We start from the raw sequence: 24,566 nt of genomic DNA on the forward strand, positions 1-24,566 counted from the left end.
CAGTATGCAGCTTTGACTTGGCGGATCATTAAGCGTGGATTATATAAAGTATTTGAATAATCGAATGGCGAGGGAAATGTGGATATAAATCAACTGCGTTGTTTTGTGGCGGTGGGTAAAGAACTCCATTTTGGGCGCGCAGCCCAAAGAATGGAAATGATGCCTGCGTCACTTTCTCGCTTCATTCGATTACTGGAAGAGGACCTCGGCGTGCGGTTATTGAACCGCTCAACGCGCAATGTTTCACTCACGGCAGAAGGTGCGATCTTTTTTGACGAAGCCAGCAAACTTATCGATCAATTTGACGCGCTGGCACTGCGTTTCAAAGTGGGATTAAAAGATGATCGCCGTACATTGCGTATTGGCGCAATTGATAGCGCCGCCCGCGGATTAGTGCCTGCATTATTGAATTTATTTGTACCGCTACATCCCACCAGTGATATTCATATTATTGAAGATAAAACCATCAACCTGATCCCGAAATTAAAATCAGGCTGGCTGGATATGATTATTATTCGTGCCCCGCAGGTAATGGATGCCTCGCTGTCGATGCGTTTTATCACCCGAGAAAGCTGCGTACTGGCCGTGCCGTTGCAGCATCCGCTGGCGGGTCGAACGCAGGTCAGCGTTGAGGATTTTCAACATGAGGCGATGATCATTCCCGACCGACGCACGCGCCCACACAGTCACGATCTCACCATGAGTTTGTTTAAACAGGCCGGATTAACGCCGCATATTGCCCAGTTCGCTGAAGAGAAGCAGACCATTTTGAGCCTGGTGTCCGCAGGCTTGGGCCTCGCGGTGGTGCCCGCATCTTACCGCACCATGAACAGTGACAGCGTCAGCTATATCGCGCTGACGTTACCTGAACAAATCAAAGGGCTGCCCCTGAGCATTGCCTGGCAAAAGGGCAATGAAGATGATTATCTGCGTGAGATGCTGCGCCTGTTAAATGACAACAAGCGCGAACTCACGGAAAAACTGTAATGAGCGATTAACTGAATTCTGATTCCGGCGGGCAGTTCTCGCGAATATAAATATTGAACGGAGTGTAGCCGCCAGTATTTTTATCATTTTCGACGCGATTAAAATGCACCGCAATAATCTCCAGTGCGCGGCGCGCTTCTTCATGCGGATTTTGATCGATAATCACATCAATAACCCCCTCACGTAACATTCGACGTCGCTCAGTAGTGAGTTCATGGGTAATTAAGACCACCTGCTGTTCCAGTTTGAGGGATTTTATTGCCTGAGTAATATTGGTATTGCCCGCAGAGACGTTATAGATACCTCGGATATTCGGATTATTTTGCAACGCCCGTCGCACCACTTCACCGGCACGGGTTTGATCCTCGCCGCTTTCCAGCGTTTCGCTGATGGCATACTGTGGAAAACGCTCACGCAGTACCGAGCGGAACCCCATCTCGCGCTCTTCATGACCAATCATATGCTGCATACCCAGCACCACTAAAACCTCACCGCCCTGGCTACCGCAAAAACGGCCAATAAGTTCACCGGCTGCACGTCCCATCTGACGATTATCTGGCCCCACATAGGCGATACGCCCGCTGGTGGGGATGTCGGTGACCAGCGTCACCACCGGCGTTTTGCCTGAAATCTGGCGCAGTGCTTCCGCGACATCCGGATCGTTGGGGCATACCACTATCATCGCGTCGTTGACTGCCGCAATTTGGTGGATCTGCTTAATGGTGCCCTGCGGATTGGTCAGATTGAGGTAGTGGATAAAGCAGTTGAGGCGCATATCGGACAGGGTCGCGCCAATGTCGGCGAAAGCATTACGCAGACCGCGATAAAAGGGATTCTTGGGCGACTGCATCAGCACCGCCACGCGCAGCATCGGCAAATAGCCGCGAAACAGCACGCGATCCACGTTGAGCTTGTTGGCCCACTCCAGCACTTTGGCTTCCCTGGCCGGAGAAACACCGCCGCGTCGATTCATCACCCGATCGACGGTACTTAAACTGACGCCTGCAGCGGCAGCAATCTGATCTAACGTGGTTTTTTTGATGTCAGTCACAATAAAGCCCCGATTTGAAGGGAAGCCATCATTGAATGAATGTTTACCGCCAATTCAGCGATTGATCAATATATCCGCATCACTTAATTTTTAATTCGTGAGGTGAGTGGGATTTATTAATGAGTGTAACTGAGGTTTTAAAATAAAAGGGCGTTGAGACCATCCTGTTTAATTAAATTCATTCGATGTAAATAACGTAAATAACCAAGCAACCATCAATCCTTTTATTTAAGGAGTCAAACATGACGCAATTAACCGGCATTGCGCTACTCGGCGCGGGCCGCATGGCAAAAGTGCATGCGGCTGCCATTCGCCAGGCCGGCGGGCAGATCGTTACGGTGTACGATCCCGTCAGTGCGGCAGCTGATGCGATGGCAGCAGAAACCGGTGCGGCGGTGGCATCCAGTGCCGCGGCGGCGATCGGCCATCCGGAGGTCACTGCCGTGGTGATTGCCACTTCTTCAGACACTCACGTGGAACTGATCATCGCGGCGGTCAATGCCGGTAAACCGGTGCTGTGCGAAAAACCCATTGCCAGCAACTTAACCGAGGCGCGGCACTGCATTGAAATCATCGGCAGCGAGGCCGCACAGCAGGTATTCCTCGGCTTTAATCGCCGCTTCGATCGCGGTCATGCTTCGGTGTGCCAAGCGGTGCAGGCGGGTGAGATTGGTCGTCTGGAGCAACTCACCCTCACCAGCCGCGATCCGTTTCCGCCGCCGCTGGAGTACATTCCCCGTTCAGGCGGCCTGTTCCGCGACATGATGATCCACGATTTCGACATGGCGCGCGGAATTGTCGGCAAAGAGTTTGTCAGCATCACCGCGCATGGTTCGTCGATTATCGACCCGGAAATCGGTCGACTGGGGGATGTGGACACCGCCAGCGTCACGTTACTGGCAGAGGATGGCACCCTTGTCACCATCCTTAACTCCCGCCGTTGCAGCTATGGCTTTGATCAGCGCATCGAGGCGTTTGGCTCGCAGGGCATGGTGATGTCCGATAACCCACGGCAATCAGGCTTCACCCGCTACACGCCAGAAGCCCCCGGCTGTGCCGCACCGATCCTTGAGTTCTTTATGGAGCGCTACGGGCCGAGCTACATCGAAGAGATGCGCTTATTCCTTGAATGCGCACGCAGTGGCACACCGATGCCGGTCAATGCGTTGGATGGCCTGAAGGCCGCGCTGTTGGCAGAAGCCGCCACCGCATCACTCAAACTGGGCAAAACACTTCATCTCACCGGATTAGATCAGGAGTTCCCTCATGCATAACACCGCAGGCCGTCATGTGAATACCATTGCCATCGTGACCGGTGGCGCCCAGGGCGTGGGGTTTGCCATCGCACGTCAACTGGTACTGGAAGGGTGCACGCGTCTGGTGCTCGCGGGGCGCGATGCCGAAAAAGGCACGCGAGCCAGTGCTGAGCTGGCTGAGTTAGGTGCCAGGGCGCAGTTTGTGGCGCTGGATTTGCAGGATGTCGAAGCCTGTCTGGCACTCACGGAGAAAGCCGTCACCACTTTTGGTGATGTGAATGTGCTGGTCAACGCCGCTGCATTGGGCGCTCGAGGCACGCTGGTGGATACGCCGCTCGCACTCTGGGATCAAATGTTTAATACCAATGCGCGCGCGCCGTTCTTTTTGATGCAGGGCTTTGTGCGCCATCGGCTGGCGCAGGGAGGTATCGGGGCGATCGTCAATATCCTGTCGCAGTGTGCACACTGTGGGCAATCCTATCTGGCGCCTTACTCGGCGTCTAAAGGCGCGCTGGCAACCTTGACCAAAAACGTCGCCAATGCCTATCGCGGCAACCGTATTCGTTGTAACGCCATTTTACCAGGCTGGATGGACACCCCAGGCGAAGATCTCACTCAACGTAAGTACCACGCTGCCACCGATGGCTGGCTGGAGCGTGCTGAAGCGTCGCAGCCGATGGGGCAGCTATGTAAACCGCAGCAGTTGGCGGGGCTTGCCAGTTATCTGCTGAGCCATGAAGCCGGTGTGATGACCGGTGCCTTGATCGATTACGACCAGAATGTTGCCGGTGCCTATCCAGAGTAATCTGGGCACTGATTCTGTCCCCTACCTATCAATAAAAATAAGGTCAGATTATGCAATTCAAAAAACACCTTACCGCGCTGGCGCTGCTGTGCGCGTTACCCGTGAGCGTGATGGCGAAAGATCTCAGCATCGGCGTCAGCATGGATCATTTCGACGATAATTTTCAGACCATCCTGCGCCAGGCCATGGCCAGCAAAATGAAGCAGCTCGGCGATGTGAAAGGGCAGTTTGAGGATGCCAAAGGCGATTCCGCGCAGCAGTTGCAGCAAGTTGAATCCTTTATTGGTCAGGGGGTGGACGCCATTATCGTCACGCCCACGGACACGCAAGCGATGAAACCGATTATTGCCCTGGCTCAGAGAGCCAAAGTGCCGCTGGTGTTTGTTAACCGCCGACCCGAAACGCCGTTGAGTGATGGCATGGCGTATGTGGGCTCCGATCCGCGCCTCGCAGGAAAAATGCAGATGGAAGCGTTGGCAAAACAGATGGGCGATAAAGGCAACGTGATGATTCTGATGGGGAATCTCTCCGGTGAAGATACCCGTGAACGCACCAAAGGGGTAGAAGAGGTGATTGCACAGCATCCGGGGATGAAAGTGCTGGATAAGCAGTCGGCCCTGTTTTTCCGCAAAGAGGCGAATGATGTCACCACCAACTGGCTGCTCACCGGACAGGACATCAATGCTATCGTCGCCAATAACGATGAGATGGCGATTGGGGCCATTCTGGCGTTGAAGCAGGCGGGCGCGAAGCACGTGCAGGTGGCGGGCATTGATGGCACGCCGGATGCGTTACAGTTCATCAAAAGCGGCGACATGCGTCTGACGGTGTTCCAGGATGCCAAAGGTCAGGGCGATGGCGCAGTGCAATCGGCGATCGGTTTGGTAAAAGGCGAGAAGGTGGCAAAGGATACCTTTATACCTTATCAACTTATTACCAAAGAGAATGTCAGCCAGTTTGCCAACAGTAATACGCGATAAAGCTGCTGCGTGTGATTTGACCTGGTCGCCATCAATGGCGACCCTACAGTGTGCGCAGGGTATGCCTGTGTATTACCCATTCCCGTAGGGTGCGCATTGATGCGCACCTGGCGAAAACCGGCTCTACGCCGCCCAGAGTGGCTAATTCTCATCACTCTCTCTATGATGGATTTTTTCCCGCATGATTGTCGGGAACGATCAATGACTTAGGGAAGTAACCACGCGATGACCCTGTTAAACGACCTCGATTTGCGCCAGCTGGAAGCCTTCTCGGCGGTGATCTCTGCGGGCAGCGTCACGGCAGCCGCTAAAGCACTGAACCGCTCGCAGCCTGCGGTCTCCCGCTTGATTCAGGAACTGGAGCAGTCGCTGGGTTATCCGCTGTTTATCCGCAACGGGCCACGCATCCATCCGTCTGAAGAGGCGCTGCAACTCCATCAGTATGTGCAAAAAGCCTTACTGTCGTTGCAGCAGATCCGCCTGCGCGCGCAGGAGATCGCGCATCAGCAGCATCGACCACTCAGTATTGCCGCCACGCCCGCACTGGCTGCCGGTTTATTGCCGCAGGCGTTGGCGGCACTGAATTTGCAGAACAAAGTGCAGATCCTCAGTGAGTCCGCGGAAAAGACCGCGCATGCGGTGATCACCGCAGAGGCCGATATTGGGCTCTGCAGCTTGCCGCTGGAGCATCATGCGGTTGAATTACACTGGATTGGACAATCTCAGTGTGTGATTGCGCTACCGGAAGAGGACGAACTGGCGGCGCAGGCTACGCTATCCCTCAGCCAGCTGGCAGGCCGTCGTTTAATCGCCCCCTGGAGCCCGCAACGTCTGCGTGGGCGCTATGAGAAAGCCCTGAAGAAGGTGAAAGCGCCGCTGCTGGAAACCATCGAAACCAACTCCTCGGCGAACATTCTTGGCTGCGTGCGCGCTGGATTGGGCGTGGCGATCCTTGAGCCGGTAACGGGTTGGGGCATGCCGCTGGCTGGCGTGGCGATTCGTCCGATTGAGGAAGATATTCCCTATTTCTTTGGCGTGATTACGCCGCAGGGGCGTCAGATTTCCAGTGCCGCACTGGCGCTGGTGGAGGCGCTGGCAGAGGCTGCGACCCAGCTTCTGCCGGGCTTTGAACGTCTGCCCGCCAGTGAACATCCGCGCATTATGCGGGTGATTAACCAGAACGGATAACCGCGGTCACCATAAATGGTGACCCTACAGCCTTCGCGGTCCTCCGTGGGGTGCGCACAAAGATGACCCTACATGCTTCGCAATTCTCTGTAGGGTGCGCGTAAAGCTGACCCAACAGCCTTCGCGATCCTCCGTAGGGTGCGCATTTATGCGCACCGTCATGCACAATCCCTTTATTTTCAACGCTTATAACTTTTCCGGCATAAGATATAAGAAATCCATTGGTCAAATCCTGAGCGCACTTCTTGACTCCGATTTAGGGCAAGAGGATTATGCGAAAACTTAGTTCTTATTATGCGTATTGATGATTGTTAGCTATCCATTATGTGATTTATAGATAATTAAAACGGTCGCTCCATCAACGCATTTTAACCGTTTTCGCTCGCTCTCATGGCGATCGCTGACACCAGGGAAATCTCTCTATGACTTATGCCGCTAAAGGTCTTGCCGCGCTGGAAGCTCAGCTACAACAGGATCTGGAGTTTCTGGAACTGCCTGCCAAATCCTGGGTACCGGAACGCACCTATCTGAGTGCACCGGTGCGCGACGTGGTGGTGATTGGCGCAGGCATGTGCGGGCTGGCGGCACTGGCCAAATTACAATTCACCGGCATCAGTAATGTGGTGGCGTATGACGCCGCACCCGCTGGGCTGGAAGGTCCGTGGATCACCTTTGCGCGTATGGAAACCCTGCGCTCACCGAAAACCCTGCACGGTCCGGCTCTCGGCTTGGCTCAACTGACCTTCCGCGCCTGGTTTACCGCGCAGTGGGGCAAAGAGGCATGGCAGGAGCTGGACAAAATCCCTAAAGCACAGTGGATGGATTACCTGATTTGGTATCGCAAGGTGCTGAATCTGCCGGTGCATAACAACGTGCGCGTGAGCAATATCGCGCAGGACGGGGATTTGATTGCGCTGGATCTGGACGGTGCCGAAACCGGCCGGGTTTACACGCGTCGTTTGGTGCTGGCCACGGGACGTTCTGGTCTCGGCGGCTTTGCCGTTCCGGATTTCCTGCAAGGCATCGATCGTCAATTCTGGGCGCACTCCGCGGATGACATCGATTTTGCTGCCTTGCAGGGGAAACGTATTGCGGTGATTGGCGCAGGTGCTTCATCGATGGACAACGCCGCCACGGCGCTGGAGCAGGGCGCAGGCGCGGTGGATTTGCTGATTCGCCGCAAAGCGATGCCGCGCATCAACAAGATGACCGGTATTGGTAGCCAGGGCGTGGTGCACGGTATGCACCAGCTGCCGGATGCGTGGAAATGGAAGTTTGTCGATTACACCGCCGCCACGCAAACGCCGCCACCACGTTCCTCAACTTTGCGCGTATCGCGTCATGAAAATGCGCGTTTCTTCCTCGATTGCGGCATCAATGCTGTCAAACAGGAAGAGAATGGCCTGCTCATCGAAACTACCCAAGGTGCGCTGCACTACGACTATCTGATTGCCGCTACCGGTTTCACCAACGATTTCCACGGTCGCCCGGAATTTGCGGCTATCGCACCGCATATCCGCAGCTGGTCTGATGGTCGCTATCAGCCAGAAATGGGGAACGCGCGTCACAGCATGCTGGAAGCGCCCGACCTCGGCCCATCATTCGAATTTCGCGAACTGTCTCCAGGCGCCTGCCCGATGCTGGCACACATCCACTGCTTTAACGATGCCGCGATGCTGACGCACGGCAAAGTCTCCGGCGATATTCCGGCGGTGAGCGCCGGTGCCGATCGTCTGGTGCGCGGGATTACTGCCTCACTGTTTGCCGAAGACGTGGAGCAGCACTACGCCAACTTACAAGCTTTTGACACCCCTGAACTGCAGGGCGATGAATGGGTGGACTCAACCCCCTTACTCAAACAGGAGAACGCGTTGTGAGCGACGCTATTGATCAAGCAGCCGGATTAACACCAGAAGATGCGTTGTATCAAACGCGCCGCCTGCGCCCCGAATTTGTTGTGGGTGCGGAAGCGTGCCGTGTGTCAGTACTCACGCCGGAAGACGATCAGGGTCTGCCTGCGGATCTGCGTCTGGCGCTGGCGCAGCGTATGGCGGTGCTGAATTACGATGCGCCGCTGCAACGCGATTATCAGGCACAACTGGCGGCGTTAAACCCGTCTGAAGCTCTGCTGGCGCTGGCCTCGGGTTGCGCCGTAGCGGAAGAGCCGCTGGCGACCATTGCACGTCATGCCGACATGGTGACGCAGCAGCCAATTCAGGCCACCGAGCAGCATATCCGCCTGCTGGAACAGGCCGGTTTGAGCAATCCGCAAATCGTCGCGCTCTCTGAACTGATTGCCTTTGTTAACTTCCAGACGCGCGTTGCGGCTGGCTTACGTCTGCTGAGGTCTGCATGATTCCGTCGGTTAATCTCAAGCCTTTGCACTGGCATCCTTACATTCAGCCCGTGGACGTCGAACAAGCGACGCCGGCCCAGCTGGATGCGATGAAGGTGACGCCATCCAACAAGAAGATCTCCGAGTACGTGCGCACGCTGGTACACGATCCCGAGAGCTACACCGCGCGTACCGGGCTGTTCAACGCGATTATGTATGTCGAAGGCGGTCTCGATCGTGCCGATCGTGAACTGGGCGCGTTGGGGGCATCGATCGTGAACGGCTGCCGCTATTGCGCCGTGGTGCATGCGCGCCGCCATGCACAGCTGGCCGAGAGTGACGCGGTGGTCAGTGCCATCTATTTTGATAGAGCGGATGTGTTAGGTGAGCGTGATGCTGCGATCTACCACTTTGCTCGTCGTTTATCGGTCACGCCATCAGAAGCCACGCCGGAAGATGTAGCGACACTGCGCACGGTCGGTATGAACGATCAGGAGATCATCGATCTGATCCACGCCATTGCCATTTTCGGCTGGGCCAACCGTCTGATGCATGTGCTCGGCCATGCTGACCTGAACAAATAAGGGCTGCACCAGATGTTAGAACTCAACAATATTACGCTCTCTTATGGCAGCAACCCGATCCTGAAAGGTGTCGATCTGTCGGTTAAACGCGGCGATGTAGTGTCGATCATCGGGCCAAGCGGCACCGGCAAAACCACGCTACTGCGCTGCATTAACTACTTGGCCAAGCCCTCTGCGGGCACTATCCAGCTGGATCAGATCCGTATGGATTACCAGTCGCCAGATAAAGCGGCGATCCAGGCGATCCGTTTGCGCACCGCCATGGTGTTTCAGCAATTCAACGTGTTCAAAAACATGACGGTGCTGGAAAACGTGATGGATCCACTGATCGTGATCCAGCGTAAAACCAAACAGCAAGCGCGCGATATTGCCGTGCAAGAGCTGGAACGTGTGGGCTTGGGTGCCAAACTCGATCACTATCCGTCGCAGCTGTCTGGCGGCCAGTTACAGCGTACCGGTATCGCGCGTGCCCTGGCGGTGCGTCCGGATGTGATGTTGTTTGATGAACCGACCTCATCGCTCGATCCTGAGCTGGTGGGGGAAGTGCTGAAAGTGATTAAAGATGTGGCGTCTTCTGGCATTACCTCGCTGCTGGTAACGCACGAGATGCAGTTCGCAAAAAGCATCTCGAATCGCATTGTGTTTATGGATCAAGGTGTGGTGGCCGCGCAGGGCAGTCCGGCAGAGATGTTTGATAACCCAACCCTGCCGCGCCTTGCACAGTTCCTCAGTAGTGAACGAGCATTCTAATAATTAAAGGAATCAAAGACATGCCTGCAATCAAAACCACATTACGTCGCCTGGCCGCGCCTGGCATCATCGCGTTAGCCCTGATCAGCGGTAACAGCTTCGCTGACGCGGTCCGTACCATTAAAATTGCTACCGCAGCCGAATCCAAACCGCTGTCATGGGGCGCGATTGGTCACGAGCCGCAAGGCTATGAGCCGGACGTGCTGAAAGCTATCAACGCTAAACTGCCGCAGTACAAATTTGTCATGGAAGGCGCGGCAGACATCGCGCAGGAAACCGGCCTCGTGACCGGCAAGTACGACATGGCGACCGGCGGTTACTACAAGGCGCCTGCACGCAGCAAACAGTTCCTGATCCCCGATGCACCGATCGGTGCCAGCCTGATGAAGATCTACAGCCGCAGCGATAGCAATATCAACGGTATGAAAGATCTGGTCGGCAAGAATATCGTGCCAGTGACCGCAGGCGGTGGCGTGTATAAGTTCGTCACCCAGTGGCAGCAGGATAACCCGAATGACAAAATCACCATCAAAGCTTCCAGTGCTGGCGTGCCTTACCCGGATCGTCTGAAAGAAGTACAGAACGGTAAATACGATGCGCTGATCTTGCCTTCAAACCTCGGTGAACAGACGGTGATCGACAACCAGAAGCTGGCGATCAAAGCCAGTGAGCCAGTGGTGATCAATAACACTTATGTGCTGATCCACCGTTCTGCTGAAAACCAGGCGCTGAACGATGATGTGAACAAAGCGCTGAAAGAACTGAAAGATGACGGCACGCTGGATAAGCTGGCGCAGAAGTGGTTCGGCGAAGAAGTGACGAAGTACATGAAGTAACAGATTCACTGCGCCCGGTCTTAATCCGGGCGCATGCTGTCCTTTTTAGCAGGAGTGTTTCACCGTGAATCTATCCTCCATGATTCCTGAACTGCTGTCGGCGCTGCCTTTGACGCTCGGCATCATGTTTGTCGCGATGATTGCCGGGTTCTTTCTGGCGCTGATCGCCACGGTTTTTCGCGTGCGCCGCATCCCGGTGATCAGCCAACTGGCCGATCTCTATGTTTCCTACGCGCGCAGCGTACCGGTGGTATTACAGCTGTTTGTCGCCTTTTACGGCATGCCGCTGATCACCGATAACTTTGGTTTTGGTGACTTCTTTACCGCCAACGTGGCGGCGATGATCGGCCTGAGCCTGTATCACGGCGGCTATCTGTCGGAAGTGATGCGCCCGGCGTACCTCGCCGTGGAACGGGGTCAGCACGATGCCACCGACAGCCTCGGTTACAGCTTCCGCCAGAAAATGCTGCGTGTGATTGGGCCACAAGCGGTGCACTTCGCACTGCCTGGTTACGGCAATGCGATTATCTATCTGATTCATAACGTGGCGCTGGTGATGTACATCGGGGCGGCGGATGTGATGGCGACCGCGCACTTAATTATGGAACGCGATTACAACCAGTATCAGTTCGGCACCTATCTGGTGTTGGCGGTGCTCTATTCACTGCTGTGCGGTGTGGCCTGGTTGATCATTCGTTTCTTCGAACAACGTCATGCGAAGTACAGCTCGAAGTCTGCGGCGCGCGTGAAGTTCACCACCAGCGTCTGAGTAGGGGAGAAAAACCATGTTTGATGCTGAGGTTTTGCTGCCGGACTTCTGGAGCATTCTCGATGCTGTGCCGGTGACGCTGCTGATGGCGGTGACGGTCTTTATCTGTTCGACGCTGCTCGGTGGTTTGTTCGCGTTTATTGAACATCGCCGTATTCCGGTGCTGCGTCAGTTAGTCATCACCTACAAAATCGCCTTCAAAGGCGTACCGATGGTGGTGGTGATTTTCCTCGCCTATTACGGCTTGCCACCGGCACTGCACTTTGTTGCCACGCTGTTTGGTGTTGAGGTCAATGCCCATTCGCTGCCGAACTGGGTGATCATCATTGTGGCGCTGAGTGCCTGCGTAGCGGCATTCCAGGCTGAAGTATGGAAAGGTGCGCTGAACTCGTTCGACAGTGGGCAATCCGATGCGGCCTTATCGCTGGGTTACAGCGGGGGTCAGCTGTTCCGCAGGGTGATGTTCCCACAGATTATCGTGGCGGCGATCCCTGATTTGGCGAATGCTTTTATGGTGATCATGAAGGCACTGTCGCTGGCGTTTGCCATCGAAGTGGTGGATATCTTTGCTCAGGCGCAGCTCACTGCGGCACTGAATTTCTACTACCTTGAAGCCTTCCTGATCGCGGTGGTGTTCTACATGGTGATTGCCTATGTGGTCACCAAGATCGCCGATAAGATCGAGGCAGCACTGCGCGTGCGCACCTGAGGTTCATGATATTGATGCGAAAACGGCAGCCCAATGTGGCTGCCGTTTTTTTTGGATAATGAACACTCCTTGCTTTCATTTTGCAAGTTACTTGCAAAATGAAAGTGACTTTGCGACAGTATTCCGCATCCAATCTCCTGCAGAATACCTCTCATGAAAAACGAACCGCTTTACCATATGCCTTGCCCTATTGCCCGCAGCCTGGGTCGCGTCGGAGATGGCTGGAGCATGCTGATCATGCGCGACGCGCTGGCTGGCTTTACCCGCTTTGACGAGTTCCAGAAAAGCAGCGGCGTTGCGCCTAACATCCTGTCGCGTCGCCTGAAAGAGCTGGTGGAAGATGGTTTGCTGGAGAAGGTGTGCTATAGCACCACGCCAGCGCGTTACGAATATCATCTGACTCACGCCGGACGTGATTTGCGCGGCGTGATTCTGGCGCTGGCCGAGTGGGGCAGCACGCACTTTTCGCCGGAAGGGCGTCAGATGCAGCTGGTGGAAACCGCCACCCAGCGCCCGGTGAAACTGCAACTGGTCGATAGCGAGAATGGCCAGCCGCTGACGCTGGATAAATACCAAATGGTGCCGGGCCCGGCAGCGGTGCCAATGATGCACTATCGCCATGACTATCTGCAGAAAAAACGCGCTGGTGATACCACGCAGAAATTCACACCGCCTGCGCTGGCAGAGAAGCAATCATGACACTCACGCGCAAAAAATCGGCGCTGCTGTTAGCGCTGACGCTGGGCGGTATGGCACTGGCAGGCTATGGCTATTACTGGTGGCATACGGCGCGCTTTATGCCTTCGACTGACGATGCCTACGTTGGGGCAGATATCAGCGCGATCTCGGCGAAAGTCCCGGGTTATATTCACACGCTGGCGGTGCAGGACAACGCCAGGGTGAAAAAGGGCGATCTGCTGGTGCAACTGGATAACCGGGATTATCTGGCAGCGCTGGATCAGGCGGCGGGTGAAGTCGCCGCACAGCAAGCCGCGTTAAGTGATATCGCGGCGACGCGCCAGTTACAGCTCGCCACCATTGCCGGTACGCACGCTTCATTGTTGGCGGCACAGGCGGTGACGCAGAAAACCACCTCGGATCAACGTCGTTACAGTGCGCTGGCAAGCAGTTCCGCGGTGTCGCAACAGATTCGCGACCATGCGCAAGCGGATTACCATCAGGCCATAGCCGAAGAGAGCAAAAGCCGCGCCGATACCCGCGTTGCCGAGCGCCAGTTGCAGGTATTAGACGCACGCGAGCAGCAGGCGAAGGCGGCGTTAGTGCAAGCCCAGGCGGGACTGGCGATGGCGAAGCTCAATCTTGAGTACACGGAAATCCGCGCCCCGTTTGATGGCGTGGTCGGCAATCGTCGCGCGTGGTCAGGCTCCTATGTTAGCAGCGGTACGCAACTGCTGTCGCTGGTGCCGGCACAGGGATTGTGGATCGATGCCAATTTCAAAGAGAGCCAGCTGGCGGATATGCGCCCCGGACAGGCGGCCCGCATTGTGGCGGATGTCTTACCCGGCCGCACGTTCAACGGCCATGTCGGCAGTTTGTCACCGGCCACCGGCTCGCGCTTTAGCATTCTTCCGGCGGAAAACGCCACGGGCAATTTCACTAAGATCGTCCAGCGCGTGCCGGTGCGTATTGTATTGGATGGCGATGCGGCTCTGCTCGGCCTGCTGCGTCCGGGTTTATCCGTCACGGTAACGGTTGATGAGAGAAACATGCGATGAGCAGCGTGGCCGCGCCGCTGATGGCTCCGGCAGAGATGCCGGTAAGCAAGAAGGTGTTCGCTTTCGCTACCATGTGCATCGGTATGTTTATTGCCCTGCTGGATATCCAGATTGTTTCGGCATCGCTGCGGGATATTGGCGGCGGATTATCAGCCGGCGATGATGAAACCGTGTGGGTGCAAACCAGTTATCTGATCGCGGAGATTATCATTATCCCGCTCTCCGGCTGGCTGGCGAGCGTGATGTCAACGCGCTGGTTGTTTGCGGCCTCGGCCTGCGGCTTTACGCTGATGAGCCTGCTGTGCGCCTGGGCGTGGAACATCCAGAGCATGATCGCCTTCCGTGCCTTACAGGGGCTGGCGGGCGGATCGATGATCCCACTGGTCTTCACCACCGCCTTTGCGTTTTTTCAGGGCAAGCAACGGGTGATCGCCGCCGCCACCGTGGGCGCACTGGCCTCGTTAGCGCCAACGCTGGGGCCAACGGTCGGCGGATGGATTACCGATAACTTAAGCTGGCACTGGCTGTTTTACATCAACATTATTCCCGGCATTTACATCACTATTGCCGTGCCGCTGTTGGTCAGGATCGACGCGCCTAACCGCGAACTGCTGCGCGGCGCGGATTACTTCAGCATTGTGTTGTTGGCACTGTCGCTGGGGTGTCTGGAATATACGTTAGAAGAGGGCCCGCGCTGGGGCTGGTTTGACGACAGCACTATTACCACTACCGGCTGGATCGCCTTGGTGTGCGGCGTATTCTTCGTGATCCGTACGCTTAATCATGCGAAGCCGATCATGGATCTGCGGGCGCTGAAAGATCCGGGCTTTACCCTTGGCTGCTATTTTTCGTTTATGGCGGGAGTCGGGATCTTCGCCACCATTTACCTCACGCCGCTGTTTCTCGGGCAGGTACGTGGCTTTAGCGCACTGGAGATCGGGCTGGCGATCTTCTCTACCGGCATCTTTCAGATCTTATCGATCCCCTTCTATGCGTGGCTGGCGAATCGCGTCGATTTGCGCATTTTGCTGGCCTTTGGGCTGATGAGTTTTGGCTTGTCGATGTTTTTCTTTGTGCCCATCACCCATGACTGGGGCGAAAAAGAGCTGCTGTTTCCGCAAGCCTTTCGCGGCATGGCACAGCAGTTTGCCGTAGCGCCCACGGTCACTCTGACGCTCGGCAGCTTGCCGCCAGCAAGGCTAAAATTAGCCTCAGGACTGTTTAATCTGATGCGCAACCTCGGCGGTGCCATCGGTATCGCACTGTGCGGCACCGTGCTGAACGACCGTACCAATCTGCATTACAGCCGCCTCGCTGACCATCTCAACAGCGCCAGCCTGTCACTCGGTGACTATCTGCAATCGCGTACCGCAGCCCTGATTCTCAACGGATTAAGCCCGGATGCCGCGCACACGGCGGCGCTGCAATCACTGGCTTCACTTACCCTGCGCGAAGCACGGACGCAGGCTTTCTCGGACGCGTTCTGGCTGATTATGGTCGGATTTTGTATCGCCGCGCTGCTGGTTCCGTTTATGAAAAAGCCCGCGGCTTAAGGAGTTATCAATGAAACGTATTGTGATTACAGGTATGGGGCTGGTTTCGCCGCTTGGCTGCGGGACCGAAGCCGTATGGCAGTCACTGCTGGCCGGGAAATCCGGTATCAGCGCTTTGCCGGAAGAGATGGTGCAGGATATCAGCTGCAAAATTGCCGGGCAGGTGCCAAGGCTGGAGCAAGATCCACAGCATGGTTTCGATCCCGAACGCGTGATCGCGCCGAAAGATCGCAAGAAAATGGATCGCTTTATTGAGTTTGCTTTAGTCGCGGCGCACGAGGCGCTGACGCAAGCCAACTGGTTTCCGCAGGATGAGGCGCTGCACCAGCGTACCGCCACGGTGATAGCCACCGGAATCGGCGGCTTCAACGAAATCGCCAATGCGGTGGAAACCACCGCCAATCGCGGTCCACGCCGACTGTCGCCTTTCACCATTCCGTCATTCCTCGCCAATCTGGCAGCGGGACATGTGTCGATTGCGCATGGTTTCCGTGGCCCAATTGGGGCGCCGGTCACGGCCTGTGCCGCGGGTGCTCAGGCGATTGGTGATGCTGCACGACTGATCCGCAGCGGAGAGGCGGATATTGCGCTGTGCGGCGGCACGGAAGCTGCGATCCATCGCGTCAGCCTGGCCGGGTTTGCCGCCGCGAAAGCGATGTCCGGTGGTTTTAACGATCGTCCTGAACAAGCATCACGACCTTTTGACCGCGATCGCGATGGTTTCGTGATGGGCGAAGGCGCTGGCTTGCTGGTGATTGAGTCGCTGGAGCATGCGCAGGCGCGCGGTGCCACCCCACTGGCGGAGTTAGTCGGTTACGGCACCAGCGCTGATGCTTACCACCTCACTGCCGGGCCGGAAAGCGGTGAGGGCGCTCGCCGTGCCATGGAAGCCGCGCTGGCGCAGGCGGGGATTACGCCTGCAGATGTGCAACACATCAATGCGCACGCCACCTCCACGCCAGTAGGTGACAAGGGCGAGCTGGCGGCGATCCGCTCGTTGTTTGCCGGTAGCGATGTGGCGATCACCTCGACCAAATCGGCCACTGGGCATCTGTTGGGCGCGGCTGGTGGGGTCGAAGCGATCTTCTCGATCCTGGCATTGCGAGATCAGATTGCGCCACCGACTCTCAATCTGCTGCATCCCGATGAAGCCGCCGCCGGGCTGAATCTGGTGGCGTTAAAACCGCAGCCGATGGCGATACAACATGTGCTGTCGAATGGTTTCGGATTTGGCGGCGTGAATGCCAGTTTGCTGTTTAAGGGCTGGGGCTAACGGATAGGTTGGCGATCAATATTGTGCGGTCATCTGCCTGGTCGCCATAAATTGCGACCCTACAAAGAACTGTAGGGTGCGCATTTATGCGCACCTGGCCAATAACCGCACAACACCTAATGACGCATTTATGCGCACCTGGCCAATAACCGCACAGTATCCAATGCCGCATTTATGCGCACCTGGCTGCTATCAGCGCTTACCCAACGCTTCCCACAATCCCATCAGATAGGTGGTACCCAGCGCACGGTCATACAGGCCATAACCCGGACGGCCCGTCTCGCCCCAGATAAAGCGGCCGTGATCTGAACGGATGTAGCCATCAAAGCCATTGTCATACATCGACTGCAGCACTTTATACATATCCAGCGAGCCGTATTCAGTTGGATGCGCGCACTCGTAGAAATCTTTATCCTGAATAATCTTGATGTTACGCACATGGGCAAACGGAATGCGTTTGCGGCGGGAGAACTCCGCCAGGATGCCATACACATCGTTCTGCGGATCTTCCGCAATCGAACCGGTACACAGCGTAATACCGTTGGCCTCGGAATCCACCACGTTACAGATCCAATCCAGATCTTCGCGGTTTTTCACAATGCGCGGCAGACCGAAGATCGAATACGGTGGATCGTCAGGATGGATCGCCATCTTCACGCCCACTTCCTCACACACCGGTATCACTGCTTTGAGGAAGTAAGCCAGGTTTTCACGCAGCTTCGCGTCATCAACATCTTTATATTGCGCAAACAGATCCTGCACTTTCGCCAGACGTTCAGGCTCCCAGCCTGGCAAGGCGAAACCGTTGGAGTTGCCCAACACTTCTTGCACCACTTCGTCGAGGCTCTTATCGATGCCTTTCTTCTCGAACGCCATGGTGAGTGAGCCATCCGGCAACACATAGTTCATGTCGGTCTTCATCCAGTCAAACACTGGCATGAAGTTGTAGCAGATGACTTTTACGCCCACTTCAGCGAGGTTACGGATGCTCTGCTTATAGTTCTCGATGTACTGATCGCGGCTTGGCAGGCCGATCTTGATGTCATCGTGAATGTTAACGCTTTCGATCACTTCAACGGTCAGACCAGCACCATGCACTTGATCAACCAGCGCTTTAATCTTGTCCTTCGGCCAGGTTTCTCCGACGGGCACATCATAGAGTGCGCCCACCACGCCGCGTACGCCCGGCACCTGGCGAATATATTCCAGCGAAACTTTGTCTTCTTTCGGACCAAACCAACGCATTGTCAGTTGCATAATCTCATCCACCGTTATCGTGTTGCTGCGATAACTGTTAAACTACCATTCTAGTAAACATGATGACAGCGTCGTGTACCGAATATCCCTTGATCCGCGTCACAGATCATCATTTCTCCCTCGATAAGCCGTTTTTCCTTGGCTGATGTGCAGTTCGACTGCCATCTCACCATAAAGAAAGTTTTGTTCACTGATTTATAGGGATTATTTCGCCGTAACCTCTGAGGTCGGCGCAATTTGCCGCTGCTAATCGGCTTTTCATTTGTTTTATTTACAGAAACTTCCTGGCAGGCAAAATAGCTTTTATTTCCTCTCCGTCATCCATCATGTCCGAAGAAGCGCTGCGTCAGCAGATTCAGAACCTGAAAAAGCATAATGCGCGCTTAAAGCGCATAGCGCATGACGCGCGTAATAAGCTGAGTGCGGCGCTGGATGGAACCGGTTTATGTTTGTGGCAGCTGGATATTCCCAGCGGCAAGCTGGTGATTTTTAATCGTCGCTGGGGCTCCATGCTGGGCTTCCAACCCAAAGAGACCAAAGCGCAATTTGAGGTCTGGCGTGAACGCCTGCACCCCGACGATGCGGATGAGGTGTTGAAAGCCTTTTACGATCATATAGAAGGGCGCGCACCTTACTATGAAGCGCTGCATCGCATGCTGGGTAAGAATGACAAAATTACCTGGGTGCTGGATCGCGGGCGCGTCAGTGAATGGGACGAAGAGGGCAATCCACTTAAAGTCACCGGTACGCACATCGATATGACCAAAGAGAAGAACTACGAAGCACAGCTCTCTTCTTTGGCTAACCACGATCCGCTGACGGGCCTGACCAACCGCCATGCCTTGCACACGCATTTCAGCAAAATGAAAGCGCAGGGGCCGCTGTGTGTGGCCTTTATCGATCTCGATAACTTCAAGCACGTTAATGACACGCTGGGCCATCGCAGTGGCGATGAGGTATTGATTCAGCTCAGCCAGCGTATCAGCGAGCAGGTACCACCAAATGTCGTCGTGGGGCGTCTGGGCGGTGATGAGTTTGTATTGTTGATGCCGTTCCTGATCGACTTCCCGAAAGTACGCATCATGATGCAAGCGGTGTTGGATGCGGCGCTGACGCCGTTTGATGTGGATAACGGTCATGCGCAGATTGGCGCGTCAATTGGCGTGGCGGCGGTGCAGCCACATTATAGTTTTGATGAGGCGCTGACACGCGCCGATGAAGCGATGTACCAGATTAAGAAGAATGGTAAACAGGGGTTTGGACTGGCGGGGTGAGGTTATCACCCCGCACCTCACTCAAAACGCAAAGCAAGAACAGCCCAGCGCTCCCCAGAACGCATTGTTATCCGACACCGGCACCGAAGACTGGCGCGCCACATCGTGCGAGTGGCTGTGCACGCCACAGGGGCCGCTGCACTGGTGTACTTTAGGCATCATCGCGGCGCGGCCATTGGCTTGCGGTGGGGCGCTGCGATAGTGGCCCGGCACGGTGACGACCGGTGACCACTCAGGCAATACCGGTACCGGCGGGGGTGACAGCGGAGAGAAGCCGCCTGCGGCATATACGATTTCGCCATCGACCAGCGTCAACACCGACTCAATACCTTTAATCTCCTCTTCCGGCACGCTGAAGAAATCTTTCGACAACAGCACTAAATCCGCTAACTGTCCGACTTTAATCTCGCCTTTGGCATTCTGTTCGCTGGAGAACCAGGCACTGCCTTTGGTCCACAGCATCAGCGCGGTTTCGCGGTCAATACGGGCATTGTCATCGTACAACTGCATTCCGCCCACGGTGCGCCCAGAAACCAGCCAGTACAGCGCGGTCCACGGGTTATAACTGGCCACGCGTGTGGCATCGGTCCCTAAACCGACCGGGACATCGGCATCCAGCATACGTGCCACCGGTGGAGTCTGTTTAGCCGCCTCTTTGCCATAGCGATCAACAAAGTATTCACCCTGGAACGCCATGCGATGCTGTACCGCCAGGCCGCCGCCCAGCGCCTTAACGCGTTCGATGTTGGCTTCGGTAATGGTTTCGGCATGGTCAAAGAACCAGTGCAGGCCGTTGAACGGAATGTCGCGGTTTACTTTCTCGAACACATCCAACATACGACTGATCGATTCGTTATAGGTGGCATGCAGGCGGAACGGCCAGCGATGCTCGACCAGATGGCGCACCACGCGCTCCAGCTCATCTTCCATGCCTGGTGCCAAATCAGGGCGCGGTTCAAGGAAGTCTTCGAAATCGGCCGCCGAGAACACCAGCATTTCGCCCGCGCCGTTGTGGCGCAGGAAGTCGGTGCCTTGGCCCGGTTTCAGCATATCGGTCCACTTCTCAAAATCTTCCAGCTCGTGGCCGGGGTTCTGCGTGAAAAGGTTATAGGCGATACGCACCGTCAGCTGCTTTTGGCATGCAGCTCTGAAATCACATCGTAATCATCGGGATAGTTCTGGAAGCCGCCGCCCGCATCGATGGCACTGGTCAGGCCGAGGCGGTTCAGCTCACGCATAAACTGGCGTGTAGAGTTGACCTGCTGTTCCAGCGGCAGTTTCGGGCCTTTCGCCAGCGTCGCATACAGCAGCATGGCGTTGGGGCGCGCAATCAGCATCCCGGTCGGATTGCCATTGCTGTCGCGCTGGATCTCACCGCCCGGAGGGTTAGGTGTGTCTTTGGTGTAACCCACCACGCGCAGTGCGGCGCGGTTAAGTAAGGCGCGGTCATACAGGTGCAGGATGAAGACTGGCGTATCTGGCGCTGCGGCGTTGATCTCATCCAGCGTCGGCATACGGCGTTCAGCAAACTGGAACTCGCTCCAACCGCCGACGACGCGCACCCATTGTGGTGAAGGGGTACGCAGTGCCTGTTCACGCAACATGCGTAATGCATCCGCTAACGAAGGAACACCTTCCCAGCGCAGCTCAAGGTTGTAGTTCAGGCCGCCACGAATCAGGTGCAGGTGTGAATCGTTGAGGCCCGGAATGCCGGTACTGCCTTTGGCATCAATAATCTGGGTATCGCTGCCTGCAAAGCGCATCACTTCCGCTTCGCTGCCCACGGCCAGGAACTTGCCGTCTTTGATCGCCACTGCGCTGGCAAACGGGTTAGCACGATCCACGGTGTGGAATTTGCCGTTGGTAAAAATCAGTGAGGCCGTTGTCATCATCTCTTCTCCAGTTAGATTACGCGTTGCGGCCAATTAGCCACTGTTTTAAAACTCGTGTTACGACAGGCATCCATAAGAACACCACCAGTGCCACCACGCTGGCATCATTCAGCAAGTGGCCCCACAGCGTGCCGTGGGCGGCAGGCAAAACCTGGTTCCAGAACCACGGCACCAGATTGGTAGACGGAAAAATCACCCCCAGCGTCAGTAAGTATTGTTTCCATTTCGCGGGTTTGACCTGGCCTTTTTGCGTCGGGGTAAACCAGAACGCTGCGCCGGGACGTACCTCAATATGTTCCGGCTGCGCCAGCATAGTTGGCAGATCTTTGATCAGGCTTTTGCGCTGGTCTGATTTTAGCCAGGCGTACAGCTCATCCAGCCCGGTAAAACGAATCAGTACGGTGTAGGCGTTATCGCCGTGTACCGGACGCAGCACATTCACACCAAGGTGCCCCTGAAAACTCGCGGCCTGCGGCATGATGGTGTCGAGCCACTGCTCATAGCTGGCCTGCTTTTCAGGCAGGATGCTGTGGGTAATCACCAGCGTCACATGGTTGGCCTGCTGTGAATAATTCATAGGTTGTTCCTTAAGTTACTGCTGGTGAAAGTGCTTGCGTCGTTGAGTAAAAAAATACGAAATGAGAGCGTTTATTGATAACGGATAGATTTTGGGTTGTTGTTCAACAATTTTTGGGGAGGGTAGGGAATGCGTTTAAATCTTGAGGCATTGCTGATTTTGGATGCGCTGGATCGCCATGGCACCTTTGCTGCGGCAGCTGCACGTCTGTTTAAAACCGCGTCTGCGTTGAGCTATACCGTGCAGAAGATGGAGAGCGATCTCAAAATCACGCTGCTCGATCGCTCTGGCCATCGTGCCACATTTACCCCGACAGGGCGGTTGATGCTGGAGAAAGGCCGCACTCTGCTGCGTGCGGTGAATGAGTTAGAACAGCAGGCGCGCTATGTGGAGAGTGGCTGGGAAAGTCAGCTGGTAATCAGCGTCGATGCTTCGCTGCCTTTTCGTATTCTCACGCCGCTGATCGATCAGTTCTATCAGGAGCATCCGCATACCCAACTGCAGTTCCGTCAGGATGTGCTTTCCGGCTGCTGGGAAGCGCTCAACTACGGCGATGCGGACATTGTCTTTGGCGCGGTGCAAGAGCCCGCCACGCGCAAAGAGATTGTCTGCCAACCGTTGGGCTGGCTGGAATATGTTTTCGCCGTGGCACCGGAACATCCACTCGCCTCCGCGCCGGAACCGCTGCTGCGTGAGCAAATCCGCCAGTATCGAGCGGTTACCGTTCATGACTCCTCACGTCACGGTGCAGGGATTGATTTGCGCGTGCTGGATGAGCAGAAAACCTTGAGCGTGCATGACTTCCCCGCGAAATTGCAGGCGCAGCTGGATGGTTTAGGCTGCGGCTATTTGCCGCTGTATTTGGCAAAACCGCATCTGGAGAGTGGGGCGCTGGTGGCGCGTCAGCTGGATAGCGAGTGCCGTCGTGATATGGCGTATCTGGCGTGGAATGAGAGCGCTTCGGGTAATGCGGCTATTTGGTGGCGCGAGCATTTACTCGCGCTGCCGGGCCTGCAGGAGATCTATTCTCCGGCGTGATGGCGTTTCTTGATGCGCATAAATGCGCACCCTACGATGTAGGGGCGCCATTTATGGCGACCGTGACGTTATCGCCGCGCGATCGCAACGTTAAATCGCAATATGATGGCTGACCTGCGGGGCATCATCACCCTGATGGAATTGCAGTACCGCTTGCTGTAGTTCGGCATCAGCGTGAGACACACGCTGGTGCTGACGCATATGCTCCTGCCATGACTCGACCATAAACCACTCTAACAAGGCTGTCGGGTCATCGGTTTGCTCCATCAATCCCCACGAATAGGCACCATCGCGACGACGAGACTGCGCCAGCTTGTGGATAGCGCGTTTGAACGCTGCGCGGTCTTCCTGTGGTACGCGGTAGCGAATCTGGATCAATACGGGACCATGACGCACATCCACCTCTTCATGCACCACCGGATCGGCCCAGTGCTGTGCCGGTTGCAGATCTGCTTCTCCAGCGGGCAGTGCCAGACGTTTAAGCAACAGGCCACTGATCACCAGACCTGCACCGGCAATCAGCAAGGTCGTTGCGAGACCCAGCTGCTGAGCAATCAGGCCCCAGGCCAGACTCCCGCCCGCCAGCGTGCCGTTGAACACCATCAGATAGACTGCCAAGCCACGGCCGCGCACCCAGTCGGGCAATACCGCCTGTGCCACACCGTTCAGGGTGGTGAGCGCGATAATCCAGCCCACGCCCAACACCAGCATCAACAGCAGTGCCAGCCACTGCGGCGGGCTCATGGCCAGCGCCAGCATCACCAGCGCACTCAACACCGCAGAGAGCAGCATTAGGCCATCGTTGCTCAGCGTGCTACGCAAACGTGGCAGCAACAGCGCACCAGCAATCGCACCGCCACCCACCGCACCCAACAGCAATCCATAAAATCCGGCGGTGCCGTGCAGCATGGTGCGCGCCACCAACGGCAGCAGCGCCCAGATAGCACTGGCAAAGGCGAAGTACAGTGCTGCACGCAGCAGGACGCGGTGCAGCTCGCGGCTGGCTTTGACATAGCGCAGGCCAGCGCGGAAGGCACCAAAGAAATGCTCATTCAGTTCGGTTTTTGCTTTCGCCGGACGTTTCCAGTACAGCAGGGCGGCAATAACGAAAAAATAACTCGCCACGTCGGCGCCGTAGGCCGCCATAGCGCCTAAACTTGCCAGCAGTAAACCGCCGGTTGCGGGGCCGATTGCGCGGGCAATATTGATGCCCAAAGAGTTAAGCGCCACGGCATTTTTCAGCTCATGGCGTGGCACCAGTTCCGGCACAATCGCCTGCCATGCAGGACCAAACAGCGCCGCGCCGATGCCGCCAACGAAGGTCAGGCCGATCAGCCACTCGACGGTGAGCCAGTTGTTGTGCGAGAGCAGCAGCAAGGTCCCGCTGACGCTGGCCATCAGCAGCTGCACCACAATCAGCAGGCGGCGGCGGTCAACAATATCGGACAGCACGCCCGCAGGCAGCGCCAGTAAAAATACCGGCAGGGTGGCCGCCGTTTGCATCAACGCCACGGCGGTGGGGTTATCGGATAATCCGGTCACCAGCCAGGCGCTGGCAACGTCGCGAATAAAGCTGCCGGTGTTACCCAGTACCGAGGCGGTCCAGATCAGGGCGAATAGCCCGTATCCGAAGGGAGAGAAGGCACCGCCGCGCGATGCTGTAGAAGGTTGCTGGCTCATCATCATGTTCCTGTCAGTGTGCGATAGCTGCACCTT

The 24,566-nt window shown here is 56.0% G+C and carries 22 protein-coding genes and 1 pseudogene; 18 read left to right on the forward strand and 5 right to left on the reverse strand.

What is annotated here, in order from left to right; all coding sequences use genetic code 11:
- Positions 1–78 precede the first annotated feature (78 nt).
- Complete coding sequence (locus PSSD_RS01555) at positions 79–987, forward strand: LysR family transcriptional regulator (protein ID WP_058969011.1); 909 nt, start codon at positions 79–81, stop codon at positions 985–987.
- A 7-nt stretch (positions 988–994) separates the two neighbouring features.
- Here the strand turns inward: PSSD_RS01555 and PSSD_RS01560 are convergent, their stop codons facing one another.
- Positions 995–2,038: a LacI family DNA-binding transcriptional regulator gene (locus tag PSSD_RS01560; RefSeq protein ID WP_058969013.1), complete on the reverse strand. Its 1,044-nt coding sequence runs from the start codon at positions 2,036–2,038 to the stop codon at positions 995–997.
- Between the two features lie 242 nt (positions 2,039–2,280).
- Between PSSD_RS01560 and iolG the strand changes: the two genes are divergently transcribed.
- The 15 genes from iolG (at position 2,281) to fabF (ending at position 16,812) form a co-directional block, all read left to right on the forward strand.
- Positions 2,281–3,312: an inositol 2-dehydrogenase gene (iolG, locus tag PSSD_RS01565; RefSeq protein WP_058969016.1), complete on the forward strand. Its 1,032-nt coding sequence runs from the start codon at positions 2,281–2,283 to the stop codon at positions 3,310–3,312.
- Entirely contained in the window at positions 3,305–4,099 is a 795-nt protein-coding gene (locus PSSD_RS01570; RefSeq protein WP_058969019.1) for an SDR family oxidoreductase, read from the forward strand. The genes iolG and PSSD_RS01570 overlap by 8 nt, the downstream gene beginning before the upstream one ends.
- A 50-nt stretch (positions 4,100–4,149) precedes the next feature.
- Positions 4,150–5,079 carry a sugar ABC transporter substrate-binding protein gene (locus PSSD_RS01575; RefSeq protein ID WP_058969022.1) on the forward strand — a complete coding sequence of 310 codons (930 nt, stop codon included), beginning with the start codon at positions 4,150–4,152 and terminating at the stop codon, positions 5,077–5,079.
- A gap of 225 nt (positions 5,080–5,304) precedes the next feature.
- Positions 5,305–6,267, forward strand: coding sequence for a LysR family transcriptional regulator (locus PSSD_RS01580; RefSeq protein ID WP_058969024.1), 963 nt, complete (start codon positions 5,305–5,307; stop codon positions 6,265–6,267).
- Positions 6,268–6,689: 422 nt separating this feature from the next.
- The gene (locus PSSD_RS01585) at positions 6,690–8,144 is read left to right on the forward strand and encodes an NAD(P)-binding domain-containing protein (protein ID WP_058969027.1); all 1,455 of its coding nucleotides are present in this window, start codon (positions 6,690–6,692) and stop codon (positions 8,142–8,144) included.
- Positions 8,141–8,623 (forward strand): CMD domain-containing protein, encoded by a 483-nt coding sequence (locus PSSD_RS01590; RefSeq protein ID WP_039327130.1) that lies wholly within the window; start codon positions 8,141–8,143, stop codon positions 8,621–8,623. Before PSSD_RS01585 ends, PSSD_RS01590 begins: the two co-directional genes overlap by 4 nt.
- On the forward strand, positions 8,620–9,186 hold the full coding sequence (locus PSSD_RS01595; RefSeq protein WP_058969030.1) for a peroxidase-related enzyme: 567 nt from the start codon (positions 8,620–8,622) through the stop codon (positions 9,184–9,186). The genes PSSD_RS01590 and PSSD_RS01595 overlap by 4 nt, the downstream gene beginning before the upstream one ends.
- Before the next feature lie 12 nt (positions 9,187–9,198).
- Positions 9,199–9,936: an amino acid ABC transporter ATP-binding protein gene (locus PSSD_RS01600; RefSeq protein WP_034823326.1), complete on the forward strand. Its 738-nt coding sequence runs from the start codon at positions 9,199–9,201 to the stop codon at positions 9,934–9,936.
- 20 nt (positions 9,937–9,956) lie between these two features.
- On the forward strand, positions 9,957–10,772 hold the full coding sequence (locus PSSD_RS01605; protein ID WP_039327144.1) for a transporter substrate-binding domain-containing protein: 816 nt from the start codon (positions 9,957–9,959) through the stop codon (positions 10,770–10,772).
- Positions 10,773–10,851: 79 nt separating this feature from the next.
- Complete coding sequence (locus tag PSSD_RS01610; RefSeq protein ID WP_197063286.1) at positions 10,852–11,541, forward strand: amino acid ABC transporter permease; 690 nt, start codon at positions 10,852–10,854, stop codon at positions 11,539–11,541.
- 16 nt (positions 11,542–11,557) lie between these two features.
- On the forward strand, positions 11,558–12,250 hold the full coding sequence (locus PSSD_RS01615; RefSeq protein WP_034823323.1) for an amino acid ABC transporter permease: 693 nt from the start codon (positions 11,558–11,560) through the stop codon (positions 12,248–12,250).
- 153 nt (positions 12,251–12,403) lie between these two features.
- A complete protein-coding gene (locus tag PSSD_RS01620; RefSeq protein WP_058969033.1) occupies positions 12,404–12,949 on the forward strand; it encodes a winged helix-turn-helix transcriptional regulator in 546 nt (181 codons plus the stop codon).
- On the forward strand, positions 12,946–13,986 hold the full coding sequence (locus tag PSSD_RS01625) for an HlyD family secretion protein (protein WP_058969036.1): 1,041 nt from the start codon (positions 12,946–12,948) through the stop codon (positions 13,984–13,986). Before PSSD_RS01620 ends, PSSD_RS01625 begins: the two co-directional genes overlap by 4 nt.
- The gene (locus PSSD_RS01630) at positions 13,983–15,539 is read left to right on the forward strand and encodes a DHA2 family efflux MFS transporter permease subunit (RefSeq protein WP_058969039.1); all 1,557 of its coding nucleotides are present in this window, start codon (positions 13,983–13,985) and stop codon (positions 15,537–15,539) included. The genes PSSD_RS01625 and PSSD_RS01630 overlap by 4 nt, the downstream gene beginning before the upstream one ends.
- 10 nt (positions 15,540–15,549) lie before the next feature.
- The gene (gene fabF / locus PSSD_RS01635) at positions 15,550–16,812 is read left to right on the forward strand and encodes a beta-ketoacyl-ACP synthase II (protein ID WP_058969041.1); all 1,263 of its coding nucleotides are present in this window, start codon (positions 15,550–15,552) and stop codon (positions 16,810–16,812) included.
- A gap of 192 nt (positions 16,813–17,004) precedes the next feature.
- Here fabF and uxuA read toward each other — a convergent pair whose 3' ends face one another.
- A complete protein-coding gene (gene uxuA, locus PSSD_RS01640) occupies positions 17,005–18,069 on the reverse strand; it encodes a mannonate dehydratase (protein WP_039327161.1) in 1,065 nt (354 codons plus the stop codon).
- A gap of 326 nt (positions 18,070–18,395) precedes the next feature.
- Between uxuA and PSSD_RS01645 the strand changes: the two genes are divergently transcribed.
- Positions 18,396–19,343 (forward strand): sensor domain-containing diguanylate cyclase, encoded by a 948-nt coding sequence (locus PSSD_RS01645; RefSeq protein WP_039327165.1) that lies wholly within the window; start codon positions 18,396–18,398, stop codon positions 19,341–19,343.
- Between the two features lie 21 nt (positions 19,344–19,364).
- Here PSSD_RS01645 and PSSD_RS01650 read toward each other — a convergent pair.
- Positions 19,365–21,232 (reverse strand): annotated as a pseudogene (locus PSSD_RS01650) (amidohydrolase).
- A 19-nt stretch (positions 21,233–21,251) separates the two neighbouring features.
- Complete coding sequence (locus tag PSSD_RS01655; protein WP_039327170.1) at positions 21,252–21,812, reverse strand: antibiotic biosynthesis monooxygenase; 561 nt, start codon at positions 21,810–21,812, stop codon at positions 21,252–21,254.
- Positions 21,813–21,941: 129 nt separating this feature from the next.
- On the opposite strand from PSSD_RS01655, the gene PSSD_RS01660 reads away from it, so the two are divergent.
- Positions 21,942–22,850 (forward strand): LysR family transcriptional regulator, encoded by a 909-nt coding sequence (locus tag PSSD_RS01660; RefSeq protein WP_039327171.1) that lies wholly within the window; start codon positions 21,942–21,944, stop codon positions 22,848–22,850.
- A 90-nt stretch (positions 22,851–22,940) separates the two neighbouring features.
- Here PSSD_RS01660 and PSSD_RS01665 read toward each other — a convergent pair whose 3' ends face one another.
- On the reverse strand, positions 22,941–24,530 hold the full coding sequence (locus tag PSSD_RS01665; RefSeq protein ID WP_058969043.1) for an MFS transporter: 1,590 nt from the start codon (positions 24,528–24,530) through the stop codon (positions 22,941–22,943).
- Positions 24,531–24,566: the final 36 nt, after the last annotated feature.

It is taken from the genome of Type-D symbiont of Plautia stali (genome assembly GCF_001485335.1).
Lineage (GTDB): Bacteria > Pseudomonadota > Gammaproteobacteria > Enterobacterales > Enterobacteriaceae > Pantoea > Pantoea vagans_C.

Bases quoted from the DNA above. Each gene is read 5' to 3' on its own strand.
- PSSD_RS01600 (WP_034823326.1), top strand. From the start codon at position 9,199: ATGTTAGAACTCAACAATATTACGCTCTCTTATGGCAGCAACCCGATC.
- PSSD_RS01610 (WP_197063286.1), top strand. From the start codon at position 10,852: ATGATTCCTGAACTGCTGTCGGCGCTGCCTTTGACGCTCGGCATCATG.
- PSSD_RS01575 (WP_058969022.1), top strand. From the start codon at position 4,150: ATGCAATTCAAAAAACACCTTACCGCGCTGGCGCTGCTGTGCGCGTTA.
- iolG (WP_058969016.1), top strand. From the start codon at position 2,281: ATGACGCAATTAACCGGCATTGCGCTACTCGGCGCGGGCCGCATGGCA.
- PSSD_RS01645 (WP_039327165.1), top strand. From the start codon at position 18,396: ATGTCCGAAGAAGCGCTGCGTCAGCAGATTCAGAACCTGAAAAAGCAT.
- PSSD_RS01625 (WP_058969036.1), top strand. From the start codon at position 12,946: ATGACACTCACGCGCAAAAAATCGGCGCTGCTGTTAGCGCTGACGCTG.
- PSSD_RS01605 (WP_039327144.1), top strand. From the start codon at position 9,957: ATGCCTGCAATCAAAACCACATTACGTCGCCTGGCCGCGCCTGGCATC.
- PSSD_RS01665 (WP_058969043.1), bottom strand. From the start codon at position 24,530: ATGAGCCAGCAACCTTCTACAGCATCGCGCGGCGGTGCCTTCTCTCCC.
- PSSD_RS01585 (WP_058969027.1), top strand. From the start codon at position 6,690: ATGACTTATGCCGCTAAAGGTCTTGCCGCGCTGGAAGCTCAGCTACAA.
- PSSD_RS01660 (WP_039327171.1), top strand. From the start codon at position 21,942: ATGCGTTTAAATCTTGAGGCATTGCTGATTTTGGATGCGCTGGATCGC.
- PSSD_RS01580 (WP_058969024.1), top strand. From the start codon at position 5,305: ATGACCCTGTTAAACGACCTCGATTTGCGCCAGCTGGAAGCCTTCTCG.
- PSSD_RS01570 (WP_058969019.1), top strand. From the start codon at position 3,305: ATGCATAACACCGCAGGCCGTCATGTGAATACCATTGCCATCGTGACC.
- PSSD_RS01620 (WP_058969033.1), top strand. From the start codon at position 12,404: ATGAAAAACGAACCGCTTTACCATATGCCTTGCCCTATTGCCCGCAGC.
- uxuA (WP_039327161.1), bottom strand. From the start codon at position 18,069: ATGCAACTGACAATGCGTTGGTTTGGTCCGAAAGAAGACAAAGTTTCG.
- PSSD_RS01630 (WP_058969039.1), top strand. From the start codon at position 13,983: ATGAGCAGCGTGGCCGCGCCGCTGATGGCTCCGGCAGAGATGCCGGTA.
- fabF (WP_058969041.1), top strand. From the start codon at position 15,550: ATGAAACGTATTGTGATTACAGGTATGGGGCTGGTTTCGCCGCTTGGC.
- PSSD_RS01595 (WP_058969030.1), top strand. From the start codon at position 8,620: ATGATTCCGTCGGTTAATCTCAAGCCTTTGCACTGGCATCCTTACATT.
- PSSD_RS01615 (WP_034823323.1), top strand. From the start codon at position 11,558: ATGTTTGATGCTGAGGTTTTGCTGCCGGACTTCTGGAGCATTCTCGAT.
- PSSD_RS01655 (WP_039327170.1), bottom strand. From the start codon at position 21,812: ATGAATTATTCACAGCAGGCCAACCATGTGACGCTGGTGATTACCCAC.